Origin of the sequence: Breoghania sp. L-A4, from assembly GCF_003432385.1 — a bacterium.
GTDB lineage: Bacteria > Pseudomonadota > Alphaproteobacteria > Rhizobiales > Stappiaceae > Breoghania.
Window position 1 is genome coordinate 3,499,453 of sequence record NZ_CP031841.1, and the last position, 17,475, is coordinate 3,516,927.

The window sequence follows — 17,475 nt, forward strand, 5'->3', positions numbered from 1 at the left end:
GCTCAAAAGCTCTTGCGAAGCATATCGCAGCGCTCCCAAGAAATAGGATGCGCTAACCAACCTTTTGCAATTGAATATCTTTTTAGCGAATGACGCACGGCGGGACCCCGTTCCAATCCATGTGTCCGCACGCCGTCCAGACCAATTCCGTTGCAACAATTCCACCTATAGGTGCAAAATGGCAACAGATTTAGCGCGCTGAATACCATTACATTACGTTAGGAAAGCACCTTCCCCAAGGGAACGTGGGTACACCGCAATTGTCCGGGTATTTCTGCACGCGTCCCCTTGCATCAAACAGACCCGCCGCCCATCATCCGCGCCAATTCAAGAAACATAATCAGCTCGTTCCCGGGAGATACCATGAAGTTTGTCCGTTTTGGCCCGCGCGGCGCCGAGAAGCCTGGTCTCATCGACGCCGGCGGCACGATTCGCGATCTGTCCGCCCATGTGGCCGATTTCGACCACTCCACCATCGCTCCTGCCATGCTGGCCGCGCTCGCGGCTCACGATGCGGCGACGCTTCCGGCCGTTGACGCGGACGTCCGCCTCGGCTCGCCGATCGCCTCCATCGGCCATTTCATCGCGGTGGGGCTGAACTATGCCGACCACGCGGCCGAGGCCGGGATGCCGATCCCCTCGGAGCCGCTGCTGTTTTCCAAGGCGCCGAGCTCGCTCTCGGGGCCCAATGACGATGTCATCCTGCCGACCAACGCCACCAAGGGCGACTGGGAGGTCGAGCTGGCGATCGTCATCGGCGCGCACGCCTACAATATTTCAGAAGCCGATGCGCTGTCGTGTGTCGCCGGCTACACGATCTGCAACGACGTTTCCGAGCGCAGCTGGCAGCTCGAGGGCACCGGTCAGTGGCTCAAGGGCAAGAGCGCGCCGACCTTCGGCCCGCTCGGCCCGTGGCTGGTGACGCCGGACGAACTCGGCGATCCGCAGGCGCTGGACATGTTCCTCGACGTGAGCGGCGAGCGCATGCAGACCGGCAACACGGCGACCATGGTGTTCACCTGCGCCCAGTGCATCGCCTACACCTCGACGCTGATGGCACTGGAACCCGGTGACGTGATCATCACCGGCACGCCCCGGGCGTCGGCCTCGGCATGAAGCCGCCGCGGTTCCTGAAGGTCGGCGACGAAATGCGCCTGGGCATCCAGGGCCTCGGCGAACAGCGTCAGACGGTCGTCGCGGGCTGATCAGTCTGCAATCGAACACGAAGAAGCCGGCGATCCCCAATGGAACCGCCGGCTTTTTCACGTCCAGAATGGACAGGGTCTCCTACCCGCGTGCGGACAAAAACGCCTGCTGGCTGATCTTGCTCCACGGCGCAATCCGCTCACGCGCCGCCTTGAAGCTCTCATAGACCGCCTGGCTGGCCGGATCTTTCTCCGCAAACGTCGCCAGCACCTCGTCGGCCGCCATTCGCGCCGCCTTCAGCACGACATCGGGATAGCTTTTCACGGTGACGCCGTAAGTGTCCGTCAGCTCCAAGAGCTGGCCGGCATTCATCCATTCGCTTTCGCTCAGCGCCAGCGCGTTTTCCGCCCTGAACACATGCTCGACGATGGCTTTCAGGTCCTCTGGCAGACCCTCGAAGGCATTGCCGTTGACCAGCGCCTCGCCGGTGCCGTTGGGCTCGTGGAAGCCGGGCCCATAATAGAGTTTCGTCGCCTTGTGGAATCCCATGGCGAGATCGCTCCAGGGACCGAGGAACTCGGCCGCATCGATGACGCCTGTCTGAAGCGCGGTGAGGATTTCCGACGGCGGCAGCGAGACGGGTGTGGCGCCCAGCTTGCGCATGACCTCGCCGCCCAAGCCCGGCATGCGGATCTTCAGGCCTTCGATGTCATCGAGCGTGTTGATTTCCTTGTTGAACCAGCCGCCCATCTGGAACCCGGTGTTGCCACCCATGAAGGGTTTGACGCCGAAGGGCGCATAGAGCGTGTCCCAGACTTCCTGGCCGCCGCCCTGCTCGATCCACATCATGTGCTCCAGCGGCGTCAGGCCGAAGGGCACGGCGGTGAAGAAGGCGGCCGCGGGCATCTTGCCCTGCCAGAAGAAGGACGCCGAATGCCCGAGCTGCGCGGTGCCGCTGGACACCGCGTCAAAGACCTCCAGCGCAGGCACCAGCTCGCCCGCCGCATAGAGCCGCACGCGCATGCGGCCGCCGCTCAGCAGGCCGATGTTGTCGGCGATCCGCTGCGCCGTGACGCCCGGACCGGGCAGGTTCTTCGGCCAAGAGGTGACCATCTTCCATTCGATGACCGGCTGCTCGTCGCCAGACTGGGCGATGGCGGGCGCAGCGAGCCCCGCCGCGGCGACGCCCGTGGCACCGGCAAGCAACACATTCCGCCGCGAGATCGCAGCGCCTGGCAGCCCCTTGTCACTGGTTTCGGTCATTGCGTGTTCTCCGTCCATTGAGCATGGAAGTGATGCACCGGCCCGTGACCGGCACCGATCGTCAGATCGTCGGCGGCCCTGATCGCCGCGGTTACATAGTCCTTGGCGGCAGCGACGGCGGCGGCAAGATCCAGCCCGCGCGCCAGCCCCGCCGCGATGGCCGAGGACAATGTGCAGCCGGTGCCATGGGTGTTCTTCGTCTCAAGGCGCGGCGCGGTGAACCATCGCGCGCCATTGGCGCTCAGCAGAATATCGGCGCTCTCCGCCCCATCCCCATGGCCGCCCTTGACCAGCACGGCGCGCGGACCCAGCGCCAGCAGCGCCTCCGCCTGCGCCTGCATCTGCGCGCGCGTCTCGGCGACCGGCGCATCCAGGATTCGTGCCGCCTCATGCAGGTTGGGCGTGATCAGCGCCGCGCGCGGAAACAGTTCCGCAACCAGCACCGCCACAGCCTCATTGGCGAGAAGCGGATCGCCCGAGGCCGCCACCATGACGGGATCGAGCACGGCATCGGTGCGATCGAAGGCGTCCAGCCCACGGGCCACCGCCTCGATGACGGCGGGCCGCGACAGCATGCCGATCTTCACAGCGTCCACCTTGAGATCGGAGAACACCGCGTCCATCTGCGCGCGAACAAAGTCCGGCGGCACATCGTAGATGCCGGTGACGCCCAGCGTGTTCTGCGCGGTCAGCGCCGCGATGACGCTGGCGCCATAGACGCCGAGCGCGGAAAAGGTCTTCAGATCAGCCTGAATGCCCGCGCCGCCGCCGGAATCGGATCCGGCGATTGTTACGGCGATTGCCGTCATTGTGCTGTTACTCCCAAATCGGTTGCGCGCGGATCCCCATCCGCTTCCTCGACGGCGACGCGGGCGGCCCTGCGCAGCGTGTCGCCATCCAGCGTGTACAGCGCATCCAGCAAAGAGACCGCGAAACTCCCCGGCCCTCTCGCCTCGCCCGCCGCGATTTCTCCCGCGACCCCGACGACAGTGAAAGCGCAAACGGCGGAGCGCAGGGGATCGTGCTCGACGGCCAGGAAAGCGCTGGCCACCGCCGTCGCCGCACACCCCATGGCCGTCACCCGTGCCATCAGCGGATGACCGTTGGACAGGGCCGCCGAACGTCCGCCGTCGCTGATACGGTCAACCTCGCCGGTCAGCGCCACGCAGGTGAGCTTGCGCACCGCGTAATGCGCCGCCGTCTCGCCGGGTTCCGCCAGAGAGGCGAATTCCTCGGCATTGGCGCGCACAATCATGGGTTCCCGGTCGACCAGCGCGCGCGCCAGAGCCAGCCGCTCGGGCGAGCGGTTGACCAGCACCGGATCCAGCACCCAAGGCGTTTGTGTCTCAAGCGCTGCATCAAGCGCCAGGTCAATGGCGTCGCGCCGCTCGCGGTCGAGCGTCCCCAGATTGACCAGCAATGCGTCAGCGCTGGAGACGAAGGCCGGCACCTCCGAGGGTGCCACGGTCATCGACGGCCTGACGCCCAGCGCCAGCAGCATGTTGGCGGAAAAGTTCTGCGCCACCGCGTTGGTGATGCAGTGCACCCGCACCTTTGCGCCGCGCAATCGCTCCAGCGAGTCCGCCAGATGATCCATATCGACAACCGGTGTCATTGTCCCGGGCACTCCTTGCGGCCGCCGCGCGTTGACAGGCGTGAACGCGCTGATGACCCGTGTCCCGGCCGCAATGGCGACTGGAGCAATGGCACCGTAAGGCTCGCGCCGGTTAAATCGTTGGTGGAATCGTGAGCGCCGCATGACGCAGGCGTTGCTGCTGACATCATTCCCATTCCCTCCGCCGGCATGATCCGGTTCAGGTTCAAGGGGTTGGCAAAATGCCTCTCAGCCGGATCGGCACCCCCATGAGACGGCCAACAGCTACCGCGCCCGCCGGTCCATTGCAACCCCCGGGGCGCGGCCCCGCCTCGGCCGTCTTCCACCGCAACCGGAGCCACGGCCTCTTGTTCTCGGCGTCACAATCCGGTTCACTGCGGCGAACACGCGCGCGGCGGCCCGCTATCGCGACGCACGCAAAACCGGAGAGACTCATGAAGCCGTTTTTCGTCCTCATCAAGTGCCGGCTCGGCAAGGCCTATGAGGTCGCGGGCGAAATCGCCGACGCGGAAATCGCCTCCGAGATCTACTCGACCGCGGGCGATTACGACCTGCTGGCAAAATTCTACGTCGAGGACGACGCCGACATCGGCCATTTCGTGAACGAAAAGGTCCACTGCATCGACAACATCCAGGACACCAAGACGATCATCACGTTCAAGGCGTTCTGACCGACGAAGCCGGTCGGGCAAGGCGTTCTGACCGGCCAGGCCGGTCGGGCAAGGCGTTCTGACCGGCAGCGCCGACCAGGCAAGGCGTTCTGAGATTGGGGAGGCTGTCATGATCCGCATCGCCGCGCTTGTCGCGTGCCTCGCTTGGCCGGTCACGGCCGGTGCGCAGATGCCGGATGAGCAGGTCAAGCAGATCCTCACCATGACCAAGGCCAACTGGGTGGCGTTTCGCGACTGGCAGGGGCGGCAGTTAATCTACTTCACCCACCTGGAAGCTTGGAAATGCGGCATCGGCGCCGTGCGCTACGGGCTCAACGACGATCCGGTGGAAACCGTCTGGACGCTGGAGGCCTGCAACCCGAATGCGCCCAACGCGGTGACCAAGGAGATCCCGTATCTCTCCCTGCCCGCCAATTCGGCGCAGAGCATCTCTGTGCAACTGACCTTCAAGGACGGCACGACAAGCGCGATCGAGACATTTGCCTATGATCCGGATGTGGGGCAGTAGGCGCGGGTCCTGGGCGACAATTTTCCAAGGACACGATCCGTGTCATCGCGCATGATCGGCGATGGACTATGGCTAGGGGGGCGCACGATGAAAGACGACATCTCTACACCGAACAGCACACGGGCGATCGCGCATTGGCGGATCATTCTCGCCGCTATCCTCGATTTCCTGACGGCATTCTTTGTCATCGGCTACAGCGTCGCGCGTGTATCCGGTGACACGACCGATGATGGTTTCAAGCTGAACGGAATGCCGGCGCTAGTCATGTTCGCTTTGATCGTCGCTTATTTCTGGATCGGCAGAAAGTACCTCGGCGGCACGCTGTGGCAGCGCCTTCTCAAAGCACGATAAGCGGTCCTGACCTCGTCACGCCTTGGACGGCGTCTGCGCGCGCCTGGCGCGGGTGCGGTCGATGCCGAGGCGATGCTCGCGGAAGATGACGAACAGGCCCGCCGCAATCACCAGCGTGGCGCCGCCGACGACCCATGGCCCCGGAACTTCGGAAAACACCAGCCAGCCGACGGCCGTCGCCCAGATCATCGTCGTGTAGTCGAAGGGCGCGATCGTCGAGGCGTCGGCGTTGCGATAGCTCTGGGTGAGGAAAATCTGCCCCACCCCCCGACCAGGCCGGTGGCGACCAGCAACACCCATTGCTGCGGGTCGGGCATCACCCAGGCCCACGACGGCCAGGCCCAGCCGATCGGAAGCGTCATCAGCGCCATGACGGAGGACGACCCCGAAAACCACAGCACAATGGTGGCGGATCGTTCGGTGAGGATCAGCTTGCGCACGATGATCGCCGCCAGCGCCATGAAAATGGTGCCGATGAAGGCGAGCAAGGCTCCGAATGCGGTGTCGCCATGCATGTCGGTCGTGCCGAGATGCGGATAAAGGATGATCAGAACGCCGAAGAAGCCGACGCCGACGGCGCTCCAGCGATAAATGCCCACCACCTCGCCTAGGACGAAGACCGCCAGCACCACCGTCATCAGCGGCGCGGCGTAGCTGATCGCGGTGGCGTCCGGCAGCGGGATATAGGCAAGCGCCGCGAAATTCAGCGTCATGGCGGTAACGCCGATGAAGGAGCGGAAGAAGTGCCCGAAGGGCCGGGTTGTCCTGATCGACGAAAGCAACCGTCTCTGCCACATCATCCACACGAGAACGGGAACCATGCCGGCGAAATTGCGCGCGAAGACGATCTCGCCCGTGGGCACGTCGCCGCTCAACTGCTTCACCATGGCCGCCATGATGACGAAGACGATGGTGGAGAGGATTTTCAGCGTGATGCCGGCCAGCGGCCGCTGTTCAGTCTGGCCGATTTCCGATGCATCGAAAGAAGCGGACATGGATTTTCCTTATCGGAGGCAATCCCCTTGTCCGCCCCAGACATTGATATTTCGAGAACGAAGCGCCACTGCCCCGAAGAAGACATGACGCCGCACGGGTCTTCCGCGCGGCGTCTGAACGTTCAACCAAGCCGGATCAGGCCTTGGCCGCCTGGATCGCTTCCCACACCCGCGCCGGCGTTGCCGGCATGTCGATGTGCGTGACGCCCGCGCCGCGCCGAAGCGCATCACCCACGGCGTTCATCACCGCGCCGCAGCCGCCGATGGTGCCCGCCTCGCCGGCGCCCTTGATGCCCATGGCGTTGGTGGTCGAGGGAATGTTGCGCGTCTCGAAGTGGAAATCCGGCAGGTCCTGCGCGCGCGGCATCGTGTAGTCGAGGAACGAGGCGGTGAGCAATTGCCCGTCCGCGTCGTAGACCGTGCGTTCCAGCAGTGCCTGGCCGATGGCCTGCGCCACGCCGCCGTGCACCTGCCCTTCCAGCAGCATCGGATTCACGGTGACGCCGAAATCATCGACAATCGTGTAAGCGATAACCTCGGTGGTGCCGAGTTCCGGGTCGATCTCCACCTCGCAGATGTGGGTGCCGTTCGGATAGGTGTTTTCGTCCTGCTTGACCTTGCCGCGCGCCTTCAGCATCTCCGGATCAGGGGCCGTGGAGGCAATCTCGGCAAGCGTGACGGCCTGATCCGTGCCCACCACGCGAACCGCGCCGTCAACCAGCTCCAGATCCGCGGTTCCCGCTTCCAGCTTTTCGGCGGCCAGCTTCTTGATCTGCTCCACCAGCGTCTTGCTGGCTTCATTGACAGAGGGCAGACCGATGGGGATCGAGCGGGAGCCGCCCGTGCCGCCGCCGGTGCGCACCCGGTCCGTGTCCCCCTGGATCACCTCGATGTGCTCGAGATCGATGCCGAGATACTCCGCCACCAACTGGCCGTAGGCCGTGGCATGGCCCTGGCCGTTGGATTGGGTGCCGATCATCAGGCTGACGGTGCCGTCGCCGCTGAGCAGCAGGTTTGCCTCCTCGGAGCCCGCGAAGGCGCAGGCCTCGATATAGGTCGACATGCCGATGCCGCGATATTTGCCGCGTCCGGCGGCTTCCTTCACGCGGCCATCAAAGCCCGCCCAGTCGGCGACCTTCATCGCCTGGGTCATATGACCGGCGAAGTCGCCCGTGTCATACATGCGGCCAGTCTGCGTGGTGTAGGGCAGCGCGTCCGACGGGATGAAGTTGCGGGCCCGCAGCTCATGCGTCGTGACGCCCAGATCGAGTGCCGCCTTGTCCATCAGCCGGTCGATCAGATAGGCGGCCTCGGGCCGCCCCGCGCCGCGATAGGCGTCCACCGGCACCGTGTTGGTGAACACGCCGCGGATACGCACATGCACCGCCGGAATGTCGTAGAGCCCGCTGGTCATCGACGTGCCGACAAACGGAATATAGGGGCCGAACTGATGCAGATAGGCGCCCATGTTGGCGATCAGATCCACCCGCATGCCGAGGATCTTGCCGTCATCGTCCATCGCCAGTTCGGCATGGGTGACGTTGTCACGGCCGTGTGCGTCGGACACGAAATGGTCCATGCGCTCGCCGATCCATTTGACGGGCTTGCCGAGCCGCCTGGCGGCCACACAGACCAGCGGATACTCGGGGTAGACGAACATCTTGGTGCCGAAGCCGCCACCCACATCCGGCGTGACCACCCGCATCTGCGCCGGCTCGATCTTCAGGATCTTGCCCGCAACGATGTCGCGCACGCTGTGCCCGCCCTGGGTTCCGACCGTCAGCGTGTAGCGCTCGCTGTCCGTGTCGAATTCGGCGACGCAGCCGCGCGTGTCGAGATAGTTTGAGACCAGACGATTGTTGACGATGTCGATGGCGCTGAATTTGGTCGCCCTGGCAAAGGCCGCATCCGCCTTGTCCTTGTCGCCCTGGCCGAGTTCGAACGCCTGGTTGGTGCCCGTGTCCGGCCAGACAAGCGTCGCGCCCTCGTCAAGCGCATGACCGGTCTCGACCACCACCGGCAGGGTCTCGTAGTCGATCTCGATCAGCTCGCCAGCGGACTTGGCGGCATTCAGGCTGTCCGCGACGATGAAGGCAATCGCATCGCCGACGAAGCGCACGGTGTCCGAACACAGCACCTCATGCGGCGGCACATTGTGCATGGTGCCATCCACCTGCGGCATCACGGCCATGGTCGGCATCAGGCCGAGATCGGTGATGTCGTCGGCGGTGAGCACCAGATGCACGCCCTCGGCGTCCACCGCCGCCTGCTTGTCGACGATCTTGAAGGTCGCATGCGGCACGGGCGAACGCAGCATGTAGCCGATCAGCGCGCCCTCGGGCGCGACGTCGCCCACATAGTTCCCGTGCCCGGTGATGAAGGCGGGATCTTCCTTGCGGCGCACCGGCGCGCCGACTCCGAATTTCGCGGGTACCGGTTGGTTCATACGAGTAATGCCTCTTGAATTGCACTGGATCCGGAAGCGTTCGGACGGATTCGCCTGAGCGCATGGAGGTGTTTGAATACAGAATGCCAGAGCCGGAGCCCTGGGGCGATGTCTCTCGGCGGCGGCAATCCGCCCGGCCCAAGCACCTGGAGGACAAGCGCCCGGGTCAGAATGTTCGCATCCGCGAGGACGCGCAATACGGCGCAAAGCATGCGCGAAACCGGCATGGAAATCGGCGATCTGCCCGTAACCATAAACAGTTTGCAGACTGATCGCCATATGGCCATCCGGTCAGCAAAAAAGTTTTCAACCGGGCAGCCCTTGCAGGAAAATGCGGCCGCGCGTCTGGTCGGGAGAATATAATGCGCTATGCTCCGGGAGCGGCGCATGCCGCCGGTTCATCCTGTATCCCGCTGCATCCCATATGCGCGCTAGGGAATCGGGACCTCATGATCCGTTCCGTCGAGATCGCCCAGTGTTTCCTCGCCCGCCCCCCGAGCGTGGACTTCCGCTGAGCCAGGTGCCCGAATTCATGACCGAAAAAGATCCCTCGTCGGCGCCCGACGCAGCCGTGGCTCCCACGCCCGCCCGCAATGCCTCACACCAGCGCTACCTCAACTGGTGGGCGACACTGCCCGACAATGCGCGCGGCAGCATGTGGATCCTGCTCGCGGCCTTCCAGTTCACGATCATGACCGCCTTCATCAAGCTGGTGGGTCAGCGCATCCACGTGACCGAGATCCTGCTCACGCGCCAGATCGTCATGACGCTGGTGGTGGCACCGACGATCCTTCGCTCGTTCCCGCAATCGCTGCACACACCGCGCCTTGAATTGCATGGCTTGCGTGTCGTGCTGGCGACAACCGCGATGCTGCTTGGCTTCACCGCGATCATCAAGCTGCCCCTGGCCGACGCCACGGCGATTTCCTTCGCCAAGAGCTTCTTCGTCACCGTGTTCGCCATCATCTTCCTGAAGGAAGTAGTCGGCCTGCACCGCTGGGGCGCGACGATCGTCGGCTTCATCGGTGTGCTGATCATGCTCAATCCATCGGGCGACGCGGCCACGAGCCTCTATGGTCTGATGGCCGTGGGCGGCGCGGCCTGCGCGGGTCTGGTGATGATCCTGATCCGGCTGATGTCGCGGACCGACAAGCCGGTGACCATCCTCACCTATCAGGCGGTCGGCGTCGGTCTGGTGATGGCCCTGCCCGCCGCCTACTACTGGGTGACACCCACCTGGGAGGACGCCGGCTATCTGCTGTTGATCGGTGTGATTTCCTGGGGCGCGCAAATGTGCAACATCCAGGCTTTCCGCGTCGGCGAGGCGACGGCCATCACCTCGCTCGACTACACCCGCCTGCTCTACGCAACGCTGATCGGCGGGGTGTTCTTCGCCCAGTGGCCCGGCATCCACACGCTCATCGGCGCGGCCATCATTATTGTCGCCTCACTGTACACCGTGCACCGCGAGGCGCGCCGCAAACAGGCGCTCGTCCGGGCTCCCGACGGTCGTGGCTATTCGAACTGATCGCGCACCAACGCCTCAAAGCCCATTGAAATGCACCCGACCGAGGCCCGAGACGTCATAACCGCCGAGGCTCTCGGCCATCGCGGCGAAAGCGGGCGTACGACAGAAGTCGAACAGCCGCTGCATCGGCGGTTCGAACCAGGCCTTCCGCCAGACCAGAAGATCGTAGCGTTCACGGCAGAGGGGTACGAAATCGAGCTGGAACTGATGCGCCACTGCGGCCAGGCCCAGGGCCGCGTCGCCGCGCCCGTCGAGAACCGCAAGCGCCGCGTCGCGTTCATCGCGCGCCACTACCCCGCTTGAAGGGCCCGCGTCATGGCCGGCCGAGGCCAGCAGGCGTTCCAGGAGTTTCTGACTGCCCGCCTTCGGCTGCCGTTGGACGACCCGAGCACGGCGAAGATCAGCAACCCCTTCCAGTCCCACAGGATTACCCCTGGCGACGATCAGCCCGCGTTCGCGCCACGCCCATTCCACCAGCGCCACCGGCCGGTATCCGAAGCGCTCCGCCACGGTTGAAACGTTCCAGCCCGTCTCTCCCCCGGACTCAGGCGCATCTTCCGGGATATGCACGCCCGCAGCGACGCCGTCGCGCTCCGCAAGCCGCTCGAGCCCGTCGAAACTGCCGTCAAACAGCGACGCCAGCCCGGACCCGGATTCGCGCAGCGCCCATTCCAGAAGAGGGTCGTGACTTCCGAGAACCACATTGGGCAGGTCCTCAGCAAAGCCCTGCGTGCCGCTGCCAGCATGCTCGATCCACGCCAGCACCGCTTCGCGTGGAAACAGCAGCTTCCCGGTCGCGCGCGAGTGCGGCACGTCGCCGGTGGCGACCAGGTCATAGACCTTGCGTTCCTTGACGCGCAGCAGATCGGCCAATTCACGGGTCGTGAGATAGAGCGGCAACGAAGGCGATATCGGCTGCAACTGGGACATGGGCACCAGACTTGTGAGAAACGAACCAGGGAACGCGAAACCGCGAGACGGTTACATGTTACCAGCGATAGCCTGCGATCCGCCGCACACGCAAGCGCACTGCTCCTGACAGTCTCACGCGCCCTGCCGCTTGGCGGCCTCTTCCTCGACCAGTTCCTTCTTCGACAGCTTGCCCACCAGCGTCTTGGGGAGCTCCTTGCGGAATTCGATCTCGCGCGGCATTTCGATGGTCGAGAGATGATCCTTGAGAAAGGCCTTTAGATCGTCGGCGCTCAGTTCCGCGCCCTGCTTCAGCTTGACGAAGGCCTTTGGCGCCTGGCCCCGATAGCTGTCGGGGATCGCGATCACGATCACCTCTTCCACCGCCTCGTTCTCATAGATCGCTTCCTCGATCACCCGCGGGTAAACATTGTAGCCCGAGCAGATGATCAGATCCTTGATCCGGTCGACGAGATGAATGTAGCCGTCTTCATCCACGTAACCGACGTCGCCGGTGTGTAGGAATCCGTCCTCGATGGCGCGCGCGGTCTCCTCGGGTTGTTGCCAGTAACCCAGCATGACCTGGGGTCCGCGCACGCAGAGCTCGCCCTTCTCCCCGGCCGGCACGAGCTTGGACAGATCGTCGAGATCACGGAACTCGGTCTCCGTCCAAGCCACCGGCTTGCCGATGGAGCCGGCGCGCGGGGGCTCGTCAAGCGGATTGCAGGTCACGACGGGGGAGGCCTCGGTCAGCCCGTAACCCTCCACGAGGGTGCACCCGGTCAGGCTCTCGAACTGCGTCTTCACCTCGACGGGAAGCGCCGCGCCGCCCGACAGGCACATGCCGATCGACGTCAGGTCGTAGGAGCGGGTTTTCGGCGAGTTGTTGATAGCGGTGTAAATGGTCGGCACGCCGGGGAACAGCGTCACGCGCTTGCGCTTGATGGCCTTGAGCAGCATCGTCAGCTCAAAGCGCGGCATCAGAACCATTTCCGCGCCCAGCGCCACCGACAGGTTCTGCGCAACCGTCATGGCGAAGACATGGAAAAACGGCAGCACGCAGAGCATGCGTTCCCGGCCCGGCTGCGCGTCGCGGAACACGCAGAGCATCTGCTCGATGTTGGCCGAGAGATTGGCGTGACTGAGCAACGCGCCCTTGGGCACGCCCGTGGTGCCGCCGGTATACTGGATGACCGCGACGTCGGTGTGGGGATCGCAGGGCGCGGCTTCGAACGGCGGCGGTGGCGCTTTCCCAATCATGTCCGCGTAGGAAACATGGCCGTGATCGTCCGGCACCTTGGCCAGCTCCTTAGCCTTGAACAGCGTGAACAGCAGCTTTTTCGGCTGCGGCAGGATATCGGCCATCGAGCACACGACGATGCGATCCAGCAAACCGTCCCTGCGAACCGCTTCGACCTTGTCGTAGATAACCTTCAGATCAAGCGTCACCATGATCCGGGTCTGGGAGTCACGCGCCTGGAACGCCAGTTCGCGCTCAACGTAGAGCGGATTGAAATTCACCACCGTGCCGCCGGCCTTCAGGACCGCGAAGTAGCAGACCACAAAATACGGCGTATTGGGCAGACACAGCCCCACGCGCACGCCCCGAGCGACACCCATCGCGCGGAACCCGGCCGCCGCCCGGTCCACGGCCTCGCCCATCTCGCCGTAGCTCCAGCCCTTGCCGAGGAAATCCACCGCCGGGCGCTCACCGAACCGACGCACGACCTCGTCCCAATAGTGAACCATCGACCGGGCATTGAACGCGAGCGCGCCGCCGGAAACAGCCGAACCGCTCGCCGGCGTCCCTGCATCATTGTGAGCCTGTGTGTGAGCCATAGCGCCACCCTCCCGCAGCACGATCATATGTCGGAGCCGGTGCACCGTATCGCGCAGCCTTGATGGCCGCTGGAACCGATGCGCCGGGCGCCGCATGGACATTTCCTCCCGCACCTGATCATGGAACAAGGTGGGGTCTGTTGTTTTGCCGGCGGCCTCTTCGGACCGCCGCTTCCAAATGTGCCACTCCAACCGCAAACGTCAACTCGCGAAGAACGCAAAAGCGCGAAACGCCGCCATATCGTTACGGCAGCCAGCGCCGCCGTCGATACGGTCGCCAGGACGTTGACGCGAGAATCCACTGCACGTTTTGCCGATGTCGCGTTAGTGTTCGCCCCGAGACGAACAGAAGGAAGCGGCTGGAAATGACGGATTCGAGCTGGCAGGCCCTGATACGGCATCAGGAGGAACTTCGGGATCTCAGCCTCCGGAGTCTGTTTGCCGGGGACCCGGCGCGTTTCGACACGCTGTCGGTGGAGGCCGGGGGCTGCTGGCCGATTTCTCGAAAAACCTGATCACCCCGAAGACGCTGGCATTGCTGACAGAACTCGCCCGTGCGCGCGGCGTGGAACAAACCCGCGACGCGATGCTTTCAGGCGCGATCGTCAACCGGACCGAAGGACGCGCGGCGCTGCACACCGCCTTGCGCAACACGGCCGCAACGCCGGTTCTGCTCGACGGCATCGACGTCATGCCGCAGATCGAGGCGGTGCTGCGACGGATGCGGGCGTTTTCCGAAGCGGTGCGCGACGCCACCGTGCGCTCGCACACGGACGCGCGTTTCACGGATGTGGTCAACATCGGCATCGGCGGCTCCGACCTCGGCCCCGCCATGGCGACCGCCGCGCTCGCGCCCTATCACGACGGACCACGCGTTCATTTCGTCTCCAACGTCGACGGCGCGCACATCAGCGACACGTTGAAGGATCTCGATCCGCGCGGCACGCTGATCATCGTTGCCTCCAAGACATTCACCACCACGGAAACCATGACCAACGCCGCGACCGCGCGTCTCTGGATCGTGGATGCGTTGGGCGAACAGGCGGTGCCGAAGCATTTCGCCGCCGTGTCGACGGCGCTTGAGAAGGTCGATGCCTTCGGCATTCACCCCGATCACGTCTTCGGCTTCTGGGACTGGGTCGGCGGCCGTTATTCGCTTTGGTCGGCCATCGGACTGCCGCTGATGATCGCCGTCGGCGCGAAGCATTTCGCGGAGATGCTCGGCGGCGCACATGCCATGGACACGCATTTCCGTGAGGCGCCGATTGAGCAAAACATGCCGATGCTGATGGGTCTGATCGGCGTCTGGTACCGGAACTTCTGGGCGTTCGGAAGCCGCGCGGTCCTGCCCTACGACCAGCGGCTGGCGCGCCTGCCGGCGTACCTGCAGCAGCTCGACATGGAGAGCAACGGCAAGCGGGTGAAGGCGGACGGATCTCCCGTCGATGGCGACACATCACCGGTGCTGTGGGGCGAGCCGGGGACCAATGGTCAGCATGCCTTCTACCAGACACTGCACCAGGGAACGCAGGCGGTCCCGTGCGATTTCCTCATCGCCGCATGCGGGCATGAGCCGCATCTCGCCCACCACCATGCCATGCTCGCGGCCAACTGTCTGGCGCAGAGCGAGGCGCTGATGACCGGCCGCACCGAGGCCGAGGCCCACGCACAACTGATCGCCGCTGGCCATAACGAAGCAGAGGCCTCCCGCCTCGCGCCGCACAAGACATTTCCGGGAAACCGTCCCTCAACGACCCTGCTCTATCCGCAGCTGACACCCGAGATGCTCGGCCGCCTGCTGGCGCTCTACGAACATCGCACCTTCGTGGAAGGCGCGATCTGGGGCATCAATTCCTTCGACCAGTGGGGCGTGGAACTGGGCAAGGAATTGGCGGGGACGCTGCTTCCGGCGGTCACCGGCGAGACGGAACTCGCCGGCGCCAACTCTTCGACCGCGGGATTGCTGGCCCGGATCCGCGCGACGCGGTGACGGGATCGCGCGCCAGCATCGCCGAGCGGCTTAGCGGCAGAAGCGCTTTTTGCCGCCATAGGTCGTGAAGTAGCCCGTGTCCGGGTTAAACGAGCGGTACTTTCTGGAGCAGTAGTCATACCATGCCGGGCTCCACGGCTCGAGGCCGCGAGAACGAACCGGCGCCGGCCGCTGCGCGCGCACTTCGCCACGCATGCAACGGTTGTAGGCGCGCCGGTAATCGCGATCCCAGCCGACCGACGACTTGCCGATGCCGGCCGCGGCTCCAACACCGCTGCCGATGGCCGCGCCCCGGCCCCAGCTGCCGGTCACGCTGCCGATAATACCGCCGACGACAGCGCCGCCAACAGCGCCGCCGACGACGTTGCGGCCAGTGTCATTGCGGGCATTGGCATAGTCGCGCGCGTAGTTGTCGCAATACCGCCGCGACTGCGCGGCTGCATCCTGCGGCATAAACGCCATCACGCTCGCCAGCGAGACCGCCGCAATTCCGAAATTCCGTACCAATCGATAGCTCATGACGTCCACCCAGTGTTTGAACCTGATTTTTCGAAGCCAATCCATTTGACTGATGATCAGTCGATAATTGATTATAACACCTTGATATGCCGCAAATGCAGCAAAAGCAGTGACCTGCGCCACACAATTGCGGTTTCCGCGCAACCCGGATCGCACGCGCTCGCCGCGGAATGGAAAGGCCCGGTGCGGAGAACCCGCACCGGGCCTTGCATCACAATCGCACTGAACGCGCTCAGAACATCGGCGGGAACGGACGTCCGCCGCGCTCCAGGGTAATCCAGCGTGTCTCGGTGAAGGTCTCCGTCGACCAGCGGCCGCCGTGCTTGCCCAGTCCCGAGGCCTTGACACCACCGAAAGGCACATTCGGCTCATCGTTGACCGAGGAGCAGTTGACGTGGCAATTGCCCGTCTCCAGCCGGTTGACGATGGCAAGCCCCCGCTGCTCGTCCTGCGTCATGACGCCGGCGGACAGCCCGTACTCGGTGTCGTTGGCAATGGCGATTGCTTCCGCATCGGTCGCGAACGGGATCACCGGCACGACCGGGCCAAAGGTCTCTTCCTGGTAGAGCTTCATCTCCGGCGTCACGCCGGTAAGGATCGTCGGTTCGACGAAACGGCCATTAATGCCGCCGCCGAGCACCACCTTGGCGCCCTTGGCGATGGCGTCCTCAAGCTGCTCGCGGACCTTGCCCACCTGCTTGTCGTTGATCAGCGGGCCGATGATGTTGCCCTTGTCCTTGCCGGGGTCGCCGACCTTCAGCTTGGCAGCGCGGGCCACGAATTTCTCGAGAAATTCATCGAAGATCTTCTCGTGCACGAGCACCTTCTCAACCGACATGCAGATCTGGCCCTGGTGCATGAAGGAGCCGAAGTTCGCGGCCTGGGTCGCGCGCTCCATCTCAGCGTCATCACACACGATCAGACTGTCCTTGCCGCCCAGTTCGACGCAGCACTTCTTCAGATGCGCGCCGGCCTTCGCCGCGATCTGGCGCCCGATCGCCGTCGAGCCCGTGAACGAGATGCCTTTGACATACGGGTTCTCAATCAGCTCGTCGCCGACCGCCGCCACATTGTCACGCGAGCAGGTGACCACGTTGAGCACGCCCTTGGGCACGCCGGCTTCCTCGAAGATCTCCGCAAACAGCAGGCCGCCGGTATAGGGCGTCTCCTCGGAAGGCTTCAGCACCACGGTGTTGCCGGCGGCAAGGGCAAACGCGATCCCGCGCGCGGTCAGCAGGATGGGAAAGTTCCACGGGCTGATGACGGTGACAACGCCCATGGCCCGGCGCACCGCCATCGAGACCTTGCCATGCTCGGACGGCAGCACCTCGCCAATGGCCGTGTAGTTGGCCGCCGCCGCCGCATGGAAGATTTCCGGAACGTAGCCGGTCTCGAACATGCCCTTGCCGAACCAGCCGCCGCCCTCGCCCTGGAGCGCCTCGACAATGTCCATCTGCCGCTTTTCGAAGATCTCCGCGACCTTCAACATGTAGTGGGAGCGTTCGGTATAGGGCAGCGCGGACCACTCCGCGAACGCCGCCTGCGCCGCCTCGATCGCCTGACGCGCGTCTTCGCGCCCCGCGTCCGGCACCCGCGCCCAGACGGAACCGTCAGACGGATTGAGATCGTCGAAGGTTTTGGCCGCATTCGACCAGCCGCCGCCGATGTACATGCCTTCCAGAACTCGTGCCATTT

The 17,475-nt window shown here is 64.3% G+C and carries 14 protein-coding genes, 3 pseudogenes and 1 riboswitch; of the genes and pseudogenes, 7 read left to right on the forward strand and 10 right to left on the reverse strand.

Going from position 1 to position 17,475, the window contains the following annotated elements; all coding sequences use genetic code 11:
• The first annotated feature begins 363 nt into the window (after positions 1 to 363).
• Positions 364 to 1,205 (forward strand): annotated as a pseudogene (locus D1F64_RS16000) (fumarylacetoacetate hydrolase family protein).
• 82 nt (positions 1,206 to 1,287) lie between these two features.
• On the opposite strand, the gene D1F64_RS16005 reads toward D1F64_RS16000, so the two are convergent.
• The 3 genes from D1F64_RS16005 to thiM are packed head-to-tail and all read right to left on the reverse strand — an operon-like array spanning position 1,288 to position 4,024.
• Positions 1,288 to 2,409, reverse strand: coding sequence for a TRAP transporter substrate-binding protein (locus D1F64_RS16005; RefSeq protein WP_117413239.1), 1,122 nt, complete (start codon positions 2,407 to 2,409; stop codon positions 1,288 to 1,290).
• Positions 2,406 to 3,218 carry a bifunctional hydroxymethylpyrimidine kinase/phosphomethylpyrimidine kinase gene (gene thiD, locus D1F64_RS16010; RefSeq protein ID WP_117413240.1) on the reverse strand — a complete coding sequence of 271 codons (813 nt, stop codon included), beginning with the start codon at positions 3,216 to 3,218 and terminating at the stop codon, positions 2,406 to 2,408. The genes D1F64_RS16005 and thiD overlap by 4 nt, the downstream gene beginning before the upstream one ends.
• On the reverse strand, positions 3,215 to 4,024 hold the full coding sequence (gene thiM, locus D1F64_RS16015) for a hydroxyethylthiazole kinase (protein WP_205470502.1): 810 nt from the start codon (positions 4,022 to 4,024) through the stop codon (positions 3,215 to 3,217). Before thiM ends, thiD begins: the two co-directional genes overlap by 4 nt.
• Positions 4,025 to 4,183: 159 nt before the next feature.
• A riboswitch (TPP riboswitch) is annotated at positions 4,184 to 4,282 on the reverse strand.
• A 176-nt stretch (positions 4,283 to 4,458) separates the two neighbouring features.
• On the opposite strand from thiM, the gene D1F64_RS16020 reads away from it, so the two are divergent.
• The 3 genes from D1F64_RS16020 (at position 4,459) to D1F64_RS16030 (ending at position 5,554) form a co-directional block, all read left to right on the forward strand.
• Positions 4,459 to 4,695: an Lrp/AsnC ligand binding domain-containing protein gene (locus D1F64_RS16020; RefSeq protein ID WP_117413241.1), complete on the forward strand. Its 237-nt coding sequence runs from the start codon at positions 4,459 to 4,461 to the stop codon at positions 4,693 to 4,695.
• Positions 4,696 to 4,804: 109 nt separating this feature from the next.
• Positions 4,805 to 5,203 carry a hypothetical protein gene (locus tag D1F64_RS16025; RefSeq protein ID WP_117413242.1) on the forward strand — a complete coding sequence of 133 codons (399 nt, stop codon included), beginning with the start codon at positions 4,805 to 4,807 and terminating at the stop codon, positions 5,201 to 5,203.
• Positions 5,204 to 5,290: 87 nt separating this feature from the next.
• Positions 5,291 to 5,554, forward strand: coding sequence for a hypothetical protein (locus D1F64_RS16030; protein WP_117413243.1), 264 nt, complete (start codon positions 5,291 to 5,293; stop codon positions 5,552 to 5,554).
• A 15-nt stretch (positions 5,555 to 5,569) separates the two neighbouring features.
• On the opposite strand, the gene D1F64_RS23895 is transcribed toward D1F64_RS16030, so the two are convergent.
• The 3 genes from D1F64_RS23895 to D1F64_RS16040 all read right to left on the reverse strand — a co-directional run bounded on the left by D1F64_RS23895 (position 5,570) and on the right by D1F64_RS16040 (position 8,995).
• A complete protein-coding gene (locus D1F64_RS23895) occupies positions 5,570 to 5,743 on the reverse strand; it encodes a hypothetical protein (RefSeq protein WP_205470503.1) in 174 nt (57 codons plus the stop codon).
• Complete coding sequence (locus tag D1F64_RS16035) at positions 5,740 to 6,549, reverse strand: DMT family transporter (RefSeq protein WP_205470504.1); 810 nt, start codon at positions 6,547 to 6,549, stop codon at positions 5,740 to 5,742. The genes D1F64_RS23895 and D1F64_RS16035 overlap by 4 nt, the downstream gene beginning before the upstream one ends.
• A 136-nt stretch (positions 6,550 to 6,685) precedes the next feature.
• Positions 6,686 to 8,995: a xanthine dehydrogenase family protein molybdopterin-binding subunit gene (locus D1F64_RS16040; RefSeq protein ID WP_117413244.1), complete on the reverse strand. Its 2,310-nt coding sequence runs from the start codon at positions 8,993 to 8,995 to the stop codon at positions 6,686 to 6,688.
• A gap of 210 nt (positions 8,996 to 9,205) precedes the next feature.
• Here D1F64_RS16040 and D1F64_RS23510 point away from each other — a divergent pair, with 210 nt between their 5' ends.
• Entirely contained in the window at positions 9,206 to 9,358 is a 153-nt protein-coding gene (locus tag D1F64_RS23510; RefSeq protein WP_162901607.1) for a hypothetical protein, read from the forward strand.
• Between the two features lie 169 nt (positions 9,359 to 9,527).
• Positions 9,528 to 10,523: a DMT family transporter gene (locus D1F64_RS16045; protein WP_117413245.1), complete on the forward strand. Its 996-nt coding sequence runs from the start codon at positions 9,528 to 9,530 to the stop codon at positions 10,521 to 10,523.
• Between the two features lie 15 nt (positions 10,524 to 10,538).
• On the opposite strand, the gene D1F64_RS16050 is transcribed toward D1F64_RS16045, so the two are convergent.
• Together D1F64_RS16050 and D1F64_RS16055 are read right to left on the reverse strand one after the other, a co-directional pair.
• The gene (locus D1F64_RS16050; RefSeq protein ID WP_117413246.1) at positions 10,539 to 11,453 is read right to left on the reverse strand and encodes a helix-turn-helix transcriptional regulator; all 915 of its coding nucleotides are present in this window, start codon (positions 11,451 to 11,453) and stop codon (positions 10,539 to 10,541) included.
• 114 nt (positions 11,454 to 11,567) lie between these two features.
• Positions 11,568 to 13,271 carry a long-chain fatty acid--CoA ligase gene (locus D1F64_RS16055; protein ID WP_162901608.1) on the reverse strand — a complete coding sequence of 568 codons (1,704 nt, stop codon included), beginning with the start codon at positions 13,269 to 13,271 and terminating at the stop codon, positions 11,568 to 11,570.
• Between the two features lie 365 nt (positions 13,272 to 13,636).
• Here D1F64_RS16055 and pgi point away from each other — a divergent pair.
• Positions 13,637 to 15,261 (forward strand): annotated as a pseudogene (gene pgi / locus D1F64_RS16060) (glucose-6-phosphate isomerase).
• A 30-nt stretch (positions 15,262 to 15,291) separates the two neighbouring features.
• Here pgi and D1F64_RS24725 read toward each other — a convergent pair.
• Both D1F64_RS24725 and D1F64_RS16070 read right to left on the reverse strand, forming a co-directional pair.
• Positions 15,292 to 15,432 (reverse strand): annotated as a pseudogene (locus D1F64_RS24725) (BA14K family protein); the annotation flags it as partial.
• 580 nt (positions 15,433 to 16,012) lie between these two features.
• Positions 16,013 to 17,473: an aldehyde dehydrogenase family protein gene (locus D1F64_RS16070; RefSeq protein ID WP_117413247.1), complete on the reverse strand. Its 1,461-nt coding sequence runs from the start codon at positions 17,471 to 17,473 to the stop codon at positions 16,013 to 16,015.
• Between the last annotated feature and the right edge of the window lie 2 nt (positions 17,474 to 17,475).